Here is a 7,628-nt window from a genome sequence, read left to right on the forward strand (position 1 = left end):
CCGTGCGGGCGCGCGGGGGCGGACGGCCGCCGCACCGCCGGAAGCCGCCGGCTCAGGTCGGCCACCTCGACGCGGATCGTGTCCCCGCCCCCGCGTGCGGACAGGGTGACCCACTCGGCGCCGCCGCCGTGCCGGGCGGCGTTGGTCACCAGCTCGGAGACCACCAGGACGATGTCGGCCACGCCCGCCGGCTCCTCGGCATCGGACCACAACCCCCAGGAGCCGAGCGTCAGTCGGGAGAACCGCCGCGCCGCGGACGCCGGAGCCGCGCTGTCCCGCAGCGTCAGCCTGGCCTGCCGCCGGGCGGTGCGCCCGTCCGGCCCGGTCACGGGCCGCGTCCCGCTTGCCTGTCCGCAGTCCATCTCGCCACACCCCGTCTCCACCTCGACGTCGTCGTCCTCACGGCCCGGAGCCTCGGGAGTCGCACACGCCCAGATCCCCGCTCCGGGGCCCGCCCGGGGCCGCTCCGGGGCCTGCCCGGTGCCTGACCTGCCGTCCGCCGCATGAGGGAAAGCGGGCGCAGGCCGCAGGGCGACCGGCCGTCACGCGCCGGGAGCCCCCGGCTACCGGGCGAGGGATACCGGGGGCTCCACAACGGTCCGGGCCCCGCGTCACCCCGGACGCCGTGCGTCTGACCGCGTTCGGCGACGCGCAAACGTGCCCGGTCCGCGCATGGCGGCGTCTCCCCGCGGGAACGTGCGCGGTAGCCTCTGCGCTGAGGCGACCACCGACACGTTGGAGACCACGCGCATGTCCGAACGGCCCGAGACTCCCCACGAGGACTCCGACCAGGACCAGTTGACCGTTTCGGTCCGCAGACAGGCCGGGGCCGGAGTCGTCGTGGTCGCGGGCGAGCTCGACCACGACACCGCGCCGTCGCTGGCGCGGGCCACCGGTTCGCTCGCGGATGCCGGGGTCGCCCGGATCGTCGTCGACTGCTCGGAGCTGACGTTCTGCGACTCGACCGGCCTCAACGTGCTGCTGAAGGCACGGCTGCGCACCACGGACGACGGCGGCCGGTTCGTGCTCGCCGCGCCCAGCCCGCCGCTGCGCAGGCTGCTCGAACTCACCGGCGCGGACGGCGTCTTCGAGACGCACGCCGACGTCGCGGCCGCGTTGGCGGACGCATGAACGCGCCACGCGCCGAATCCGGTCTGCAACGGCCCGCGCCCGGCCCGCAGGTGCGCCGACTGGGGCTGCGCGACGTGAGCGGCCCGGTCCGGCGCGCCCGCGACTTCACCGCCAGCGCCCTGGCGGAGTGGCGCTGGGCCGACCCCGAGGCCGCCGACCCGGACGAGCGCGAGCGGGCGGAGGACGTCCTGCTCGTGGTCTCCGAGCTCGTCGCCAACGCGATGACGCACGGCGGAGGCGTCCGGGAGCTGGTGGTCACCCTGGACGGCGAGGCACTCGTCGTCGGCGCGACGGACGGCGAGTCGCGTCCCCCCGCGCTCCAGAAGCCCGGCGACCCCTCCCAACCGGGCGGCCACGGTCTCCAGGTGGTCCACCGCCTGAGCGACACCTGGGGCAGCACGCCCCAGCCCTCGGGCAAGACGGTCTGGGCCCGCTTCGCCCGCTGACCCGCTCGCGGCGGCGCGGCCCGAAGGGTACGTCAGCCGGTCTCCGTTGTATGTAGTGTGCGGAAATGACAAGAAGCGAGCGGCTCGCGGAGCAGCTGGACTGGTACTGGCACAAGAACCTGCGGCCGCGGCTGGACGGTCTTACCGATGAGGAGTACTTCTGGGAGCCGGTGCGCGGCTGCTGGAGCATCCGCCCACGTGGCACGTCGGCCGCACCGCTGTCGGTCGGTTCGGGGGAGTGGACGATGGACTCCGCGTCCACCGACCCGGTGCCGGCGCCGGTGACCACGATTGCCTGGCGGCTGGCGCACATCATCGTCTCGTGCCTGGGCTATCGGGTCGGATGGTACTTCGGCGGTCAGGGCTTCGACTCCGAGGCGTTCGCCTACGCGGGGACCGCTGACGAGGCGCTGAAACAGCTCGATGGAATGTATGGGAGATGGAACGCGGGGGTCCGCGCACTCTCGGACGCCGACCTGGAGAACCCGCCCACGGCGGGTCCCGAGCGGTTTCCCATGGAGAACAGGGTCCTGCACGTCAACAGGGAACTGATCCATCACGGTGCCGAGATTTCCCTGCTGCGCGATCTCTACCGCTGGCAGGACGGGGCCGCACCGCGCGTCGCCGGTATGGTGGGGGTGGGCCGTGACTGGCGCTGAGGTGGAGTACCACCGGGGAGCGGCCTGACGTCTCGTCGATGCCGTGCGCCTGGGCGCCCCACCGTGGAGCTCAGGAGTGGCACGTGATGGAGACGCAGCAGGCGCGGCTGATGAACGGTACGGATCTCGCCCGCCGAATCACCGAGACCAGCGCGGCAGCAGCCGAGGACGTCCGTCGGCGCGCGGGGGTGTCGCCCTGCCTGGCGACTGTGCTGGTGGGAGAGGACCCGGCCTCGGTCACGTATGTCCGGATGAAGCAGGCCCGTTGCGCAAAGGCGGGCATCCGCTCGCGACACGTGGCTCTGCCTGCTTCCGTGAGCACCCGCGGTCTCGTGGAAGCCGTCACCGCGTTGTCCGAGGATCCGGACGTGCACGGCATCCTGCTCCAGCACCCGGTGGGGGCGCACATCGACGAGCGCGCCGCGTTCGAGGCGATCGCCCCTGGAAAGGACGTCGACGGGGTCACCATGCACTCCTTCGCGGCGATGGGCTTCGGCCTGCCCGGGTTCGTCTCCTGCACGCCCGGAGGGATCATGCGTCTGCTGGACGAGTACGACGTCGACCTCACGGGCAAGCACGCCGTGGTCGTGGGACGCAGTCCCATCCTCGGCAAGCCGGTCGGCATGCTCCTGCTCGGGCGGGACGCCACGGTGACCTACTGTCATTCCCGCACCGTCGACCTGCCCTCGATCGTGCGGGAGGCCGACGTCCTGGTCGCTGCGGTCGGCCGGCCGCGCTTCATCGACGGGGCGGACATCAAGCCCGGCGCGGTGGTGGTCGACGCGGGCTACAACCCGGGCAACGTCGGGGACGTCGACTTCGAGACCGCCCGGAGGCGGGCGAGCCTGATCACTCCCGTCCCCGGTGGAGTCGGGCCCATGACCATCGCCGTCCTCCTTGCGCAGACCGTCGACGCGGCAGCACGTCAGCTCATCCGGTCCTGACCGGGGAAGAAGCCGGCACGCGCATCAACCCCGGGAAGGTGTGTCTTCCGTGCCTCTTCCCGGGTTGACGCAGCCTCTGACGCAGGACGGCGGGGCGGGCGCGGGTCGAACGGCCGTCAGGACAGGCCGCCGACCAGGCTTGGGCGTCGCCGCCCCGCCGGGGCGCGGTCCTGCCGGGCGGCCTCGTGGGCGATGTTGCGGGCCATGCCGCCGAACACGACCGAGTGGAAGGGCGCCACGGTCCACCAGTACAGGTGGCCCGCCAGACCGCGGGGGTGGAAGACGGCGCGCTGGATGTAGCGCGAGCGTGTCGGTCCGTCCGGCTGGGCCCGCAGCTCCAGCCAGGCCAGGCCCGGCAGACGCATCTCCGCGCGCAGCCGCAGCAGGCGGCCCGGTTCGATCTCCTCCACCCGCCAGAAGTCGAGCGAGTCGCCGACCCGCAGGCGGTGCGGATCGCGGCGTCCGCGCCGCAGCCCCACCCCGCCGGCGAGCCGGTCCAGCCAGCCGCGCAGCGCCCAGGCGAGCGGGAAGGAGTACCAGCCGTGCTCGCCGCCGATGCCCTCGACCACCCGCCACAGGTCGGCCGCGCTCGCGGACACCGCCGCCTGGCGCACGTCCTCGTACAGCGAACCGCCGGCCCAGCCGGGGTCGGTGGGCAGCGGGCCGCTCGGCGCGCCCGGCAGCGCCGCCGAGGACCAGCGGGTGGTGACCTCGGCGTCCTTGATCCGTGCGAGTGCGAGCGAGACGGCCTCGTCGAAGCCCAGCAGGCCCTGCGGCGGATCCGGGACGAACCGCGCTATGTCGTGCTCCCGGCAGACCACCTCATGGCGCAGCGACTCGACCAGCGGCCGGGCCAGCCCCCTGGGCACGGGCGTGACCAGGCCCACCCAGTGGCTGGACAGGGCCGGGGACAGCACCGGCACCGGGACGATCACGCGCCGCGGCAGCCCCGCGAAGCGGGCGTAACGCAGCATCATCTCGCGGTAGCTCAGCACCTCCGGGCCGCCGATGTCGAAGCCGCGGTTCACCTCCCGCGGCAGCGCGGACGCCGCCACCAGGTAGCGCAGCACGTCGCGCACGGCGATGGGCTGGATCAGGGTGCGCACCCAGCGCGGAGTCACCATCACCGGCAGCCGCTCCGTCAAGTGCCGCAGCATCTCGAACGAGGCCGAACCCGAGCCCAGCACCACCGCGGCGCGCAGCTCCGCCGTCGGCACGGCGCCGGAGCGCAGGATCTCCCCGACCGCGGCCCGCGAGCGCAGGTGCGGGGAGAGCGCGGCCGGTTCGACGCCGCGCGGCAGCAGCGCGCCGAGGTACACGATCCGGCGGGTGCCCGCGCGCGCGGCGGCCTCGGCGAGGTTGCGCGCGGCGGTCGCCTCGGTGCGCTCGAAGTCGGCGCCGGTGCCCAGGGAGTGGACCAGGTAGTGCACCACCTCGACGCCGTCCAGGGCTGCCGTCAGCGAGGCCGGATCGGCCAGGTCGGCGCGGACGGTCTCGACCCGGTCCGCCCACGGCTGGTCGCGCAGCCGGTCCGGGTTCCGGCTGAGACAGCGCACCCGGTATCCGGCGACGAGCAGCTCCCGCACCAGGCGTCCGCCGATGTAGCCCGTCGCGCCGGTGACCAGGCACAGCGCGCCCGGTCCCGGCGCCGGCCGGGCGGTCGACGGGCCCGTGGCCGAGGGGCCGTTCACGACGCGACCTCGGCGACGGTCGGCTCGGGCGCCGTGTCCGCGCGGGCGGCCGGTGCCGACGGCCCCTCAGGCGCCGCCGCCAGCCCGGCGACGCCGCGCAGCCACCAGGCGGAGACGGACTCCAGCCGCAGTCGCACGGCACCGGCCGGGACCCACCGTTCGCCGACCCGGTAGGAGGCCCGTTCCAGGTGCAGGTATCCGGCGACCGCCAGCCGTTCGCGCAGGTCGGTCCGGCCGCCCAGCGGTCGCGGCAGGCCGCGCGCCCACGCGGCGCCCGCGATCGGCGCACCGCGCCACATCACGCCGTCGGCGACGAGCTCGATCAGCGCGTCGACGCCGGTGGCGACGATCGTGCCGACGGTGTCGCCGAGCAACAGGTCGGGCTCGCTCATCGGAGCCTCCTTCGGGACGGTGCGGTCAAGGGGACGGTTCGGTCGGAGGGACGGGCGGTGTGGCGCCGGCCGCTCAGCCGACCCGGGCCGGGTCGTCCGCCGGCGTCGGGGAGTGCCGGGACCGGCGGGAGGACTGAGCTGTCGTCAGGTCGTGCAGGACCTCGCGGGCCGCACGCGCGCCCGAGGCGAGCGCCCCCTGGACGGAGGCGGTGGCGCGGTGGTCGCCGCAGACGTAGCGGCCGGGCGCGAGGCGGCACGCGCGGCTGAGCGGCCCTGGCACGGGCGACGCGGGCAGGGCCTCGGGCACCCGGTGCACGGCGATTCGCTCCCACCCGCGCGTGGACGTCCGGTACAGCTCGGCCAGGCGCGCCTCCGCGGCCCGCAGCCGCTCCTCGTCCGCCACGCCCGGCAGGGAGGTGGACACCAGGGCGACGCCGGGCGGCGCGTACGCGGGCTGGACGTTGCTCAGCACGCTGGTGTGCAGCAGCGGTCCGTCGCCGTCGACCAGCAGCGCCTTCTCGGGCCAAGGCGCCTCGGGCGCGGCGTGGTGGACGGTGGTGACCGCGTGCGTCGGCACCCGGGCCAGCGTCGGCAGCAGCGCTCGCGCGGCCGTCGGCCCGGTGGCGACGACGACCGCGCGGGCGTGCACCGCCAGGCCGTCCGTCAGCGTCACGCCGTCGTCGGTGAGCCGCTCGACGCCGGCGCCGAGCCGCACCGTGCCGAGCGGCAGCGCGTCGGCCAACTGGCGTGGCACCGCCCCGACGCCCCGCTCGGGCAGGCAGAGCGAGCCGCGCAGCATGCTGCGCCACACCAGATGGAAGAAGCGGCTGGAGGTGGCGAGATCCGGCTCCAGGAAGACGCCGTGGAGGAACGGCGCGAGGACGGCGTCGACGAAAGCGTCGTCGAGCCCCGCCCGGCGCAGCGCCTGACGGGTGCTCGTGTCCGGTCCGCGTTTGAGGAGCCGGGGCGGTGCCAGCATGTCGCGGCCGCTCAGCGCGGCGAGCGCCGCCAGGTCGCGGGGCCGACGGCCGGCCCCGAGCAGTCCGGTGACGGCGCGGACGACAGCGCCCGGGCGGCGGGTCGGATCGGCGAGCAGCAGCCGCCGGTCGCCGCTGGCGAGCACGTAGCCGGGGTCGAAGGGGCGCAGCCGCAGCGCCGCCAGGTCCACCCGTCGGCGGACCTGCGGGTAGGCCGTGTTGAAGACCTGGAAGCCGTGGTCGAGCACGTAGCCGTCGCGCCGGTCGGAGGCCATCCGCCCGCCGACGTGCCGGGACTCCTCCAGGAGCATGACCTCCCGTCCCGCCTGGCACAGGTCGCTCGCGCAGGCCAGTCCTGCCAGGCCCGCGCCCACCACGACGGCGTCCACCCGCACGGTCCGCGACATCGGCACCACCACCCTTGTGTGCCGCCCACCGTCGTCGCGCGGCCGTCCGGGAGGCGAAGCGCAGCGATTGCGCATCGACTCGGCCCGCCGGTAGCGAGCCCGCGGCCGTCGCGTGGCGTTCCGGCGCGAAGCGATGCACCATCGATGCACGGTGCCCCGGCTTGTCGCCGACCGCGACGCTGAGCGCAGGATCGATCACCCGGAGGAACGCCATGCCCGTTCACGCCGTCCCACGGGTCGTCGCGTGAGCCGCCGCACGACCAGCGCCGAGGAGGGGACCGGGCTGCCGACCGGCGAGGTGGCGCGCCGCCTCGGCGTCTCCCCGGTGACGGTGCGCTCCTGGGAACGCCGTTACGGGATCGGCCCGGCGCAGCGCGCCGAGGGGCACCACCGCCGCTGGACGGCCGCCGACATCGCCCGGCTGGAGGTGATGTGCCGGCTCACCGCCCAGGGCCTGCCTCCCGCCCAGGCCGCGCTCGCCGCCGCCCTGGAGCCGCAACCCGCGGGCGCGGCCGAGGCGTTCCCATCGCCCGGCACGCCCGCGCCGGTCACCCCTTCGGCGGTCGCCTCCGCGGCGGTCGCAGCGGGGCTCTGGGGCGAACCTCCGCGCGCGGCGCGGACGGTCGCCCGGCCCGCCGCCGAGGCGGACGCCGCCACCGACGCCGCCCGCCGACGGCACGCCCGCGGACTGATCCGCGCGGCGGACCGCCTCGACGCGCCCACCCTCCAGGAGCTGCTGGCCACCGCCGTGGACGGATGGGGCGTCGAGACCGCGTGGGAGGACGTCATCGCCCCGACCCTGCGCGCCGCCGGACGGCGCTGGGCGGCCGTGGGGGAGTCCTACGTCGAGGTCGAGCACCTGCTCTCCTGGCACGTCGCCACCGAGCTGCGCCGTCGCGCGGCCGCCGTCGCGCTCGGCGGGCCCGTGGTGTTGCTGGCGGCGACGCCGGGGGAGGAGCACACGCTGGCGCTGGACGCCGT

At 75.4% G+C, this 7,628-nt stretch carries 9 protein-coding genes and 1 riboswitch; of the genes, 5 read left to right on the forward strand and 4 right to left on the reverse strand.

The window, feature by feature from the left end; translation table 11 throughout:
- Positions 1-329: ATP-binding protein (locus tag TR50_RS29555; RefSeq protein WP_160311207.1), on the reverse strand; the 329-nt coding region annotated here is incomplete at its 3' end.
- A gap of 421 nt (positions 330-750) precedes the next feature.
- Between TR50_RS29555 and TR50_RS29560 the strand changes: the two genes are divergently transcribed.
- The 4 genes from TR50_RS29560 to TR50_RS29575 all read left to right on the forward strand — a co-directional run bounded on the left by TR50_RS29560 (position 751) and on the right by TR50_RS29575 (position 3,180).
- Entirely contained in the window at positions 751-1,131 is a 381-nt protein-coding gene (locus TR50_RS29560) for an STAS domain-containing protein (protein WP_042428964.1), read from the forward strand.
- Positions 1,128-1,577, forward strand: a complete 450-nt coding sequence (locus tag TR50_RS29565; protein WP_042428967.1) for an ATP-binding protein — start codon at positions 1,128-1,130, stop codon at positions 1,575-1,577. The genes TR50_RS29560 and TR50_RS29565 overlap by 4 nt, the downstream gene beginning before the upstream one ends.
- A 65-nt stretch (positions 1,578-1,642) precedes the next feature.
- Entirely contained in the window at positions 1,643-2,236 is a 594-nt protein-coding gene (locus tag TR50_RS29570; RefSeq protein ID WP_042428970.1) for a DinB family protein, read from the forward strand.
- Positions 2,213-2,298, forward strand: a riboswitch (ZMP/ZTP riboswitch). (Overlaps the previous gene by 24 nt.)
- A 24-nt stretch (positions 2,299-2,322) precedes the next feature.
- Complete coding sequence (locus tag TR50_RS29575) at positions 2,323-3,180, forward strand: bifunctional 5,10-methylenetetrahydrofolate dehydrogenase/5,10-methenyltetrahydrofolate cyclohydrolase (protein ID WP_042428973.1); 858 nt, start codon at positions 2,323-2,325, stop codon at positions 3,178-3,180.
- A gap of 116 nt (positions 3,181-3,296) precedes the next feature.
- Here TR50_RS29575 and TR50_RS29580 read toward each other — a convergent pair whose 3' ends face one another.
- The 3 genes from TR50_RS29580 to TR50_RS29590 form a co-directional block, all read right to left on the reverse strand.
- The gene (locus TR50_RS29580) at positions 3,297-4,871 is read right to left on the reverse strand and encodes an SDR family oxidoreductase (protein ID WP_084701179.1); all 1,575 of its coding nucleotides are present in this window, start codon (positions 4,869-4,871) and stop codon (positions 3,297-3,299) included.
- On the reverse strand, positions 4,868-5,263 hold the full coding sequence (locus tag TR50_RS29585; RefSeq protein ID WP_042428975.1) for a hypothetical protein: 396 nt from the start codon (positions 5,261-5,263) through the stop codon (positions 4,868-4,870). Before TR50_RS29585 ends, TR50_RS29580 begins: the two co-directional genes overlap by 4 nt.
- Before the next feature lie 73 nt (positions 5,264-5,336).
- On the reverse strand, positions 5,337-6,647 hold the full coding sequence (locus tag TR50_RS29590) for an NAD(P)/FAD-dependent oxidoreductase (protein WP_042428977.1): 1,311 nt from the start codon (positions 6,645-6,647) through the stop codon (positions 5,337-5,339).
- 244 nt (positions 6,648-6,891) lie between these two features.
- Here TR50_RS29590 and TR50_RS29595 point away from each other — a divergent pair.
- On the forward strand, positions 6,892-7,628 hold a 737-nt coding region (locus TR50_RS29595; protein ID WP_042429083.1), incomplete at its 3' end, for a MerR family transcriptional regulator.

Origin of the sequence: Streptacidiphilus anmyonensis (assembly GCF_000787855.1) — a bacterium.
GTDB lineage: Bacteria > Actinomycetota > Actinomycetes > Streptomycetales > Streptomycetaceae > Streptacidiphilus > Streptacidiphilus anmyonensis.

Coding starts and splice junctions, on each gene's coding strand:
- TR50_RS29565 (WP_042428967.1), top strand. CDS start 1,128: ATGAACGCGCCACGCGCCGAATCCGGTCTGCAACGGCCCGCGCCCGGC.
- TR50_RS29560 (WP_042428964.1), top strand. CDS start 751: ATGTCCGAACGGCCCGAGACTCCCCACGAGGACTCCGACCAGGACCAG.
- TR50_RS29575 (WP_042428973.1), top strand. CDS start 2,323: ATGGAGACGCAGCAGGCGCGGCTGATGAACGGTACGGATCTCGCCCGC.
- TR50_RS29590 (WP_042428977.1), bottom strand. CDS start 6,647: ATGTCGCGGACCGTGCGGGTGGACGCCGTCGTGGTGGGCGCGGGCCTG.
- TR50_RS29585 (WP_042428975.1), bottom strand. CDS start 5,263: ATGAGCGAGCCCGACCTGTTGCTCGGCGACACCGTCGGCACGATCGTC.
- TR50_RS29570 (WP_042428970.1), top strand. CDS start 1,643: ATGACAAGAAGCGAGCGGCTCGCGGAGCAGCTGGACTGGTACTGGCAC.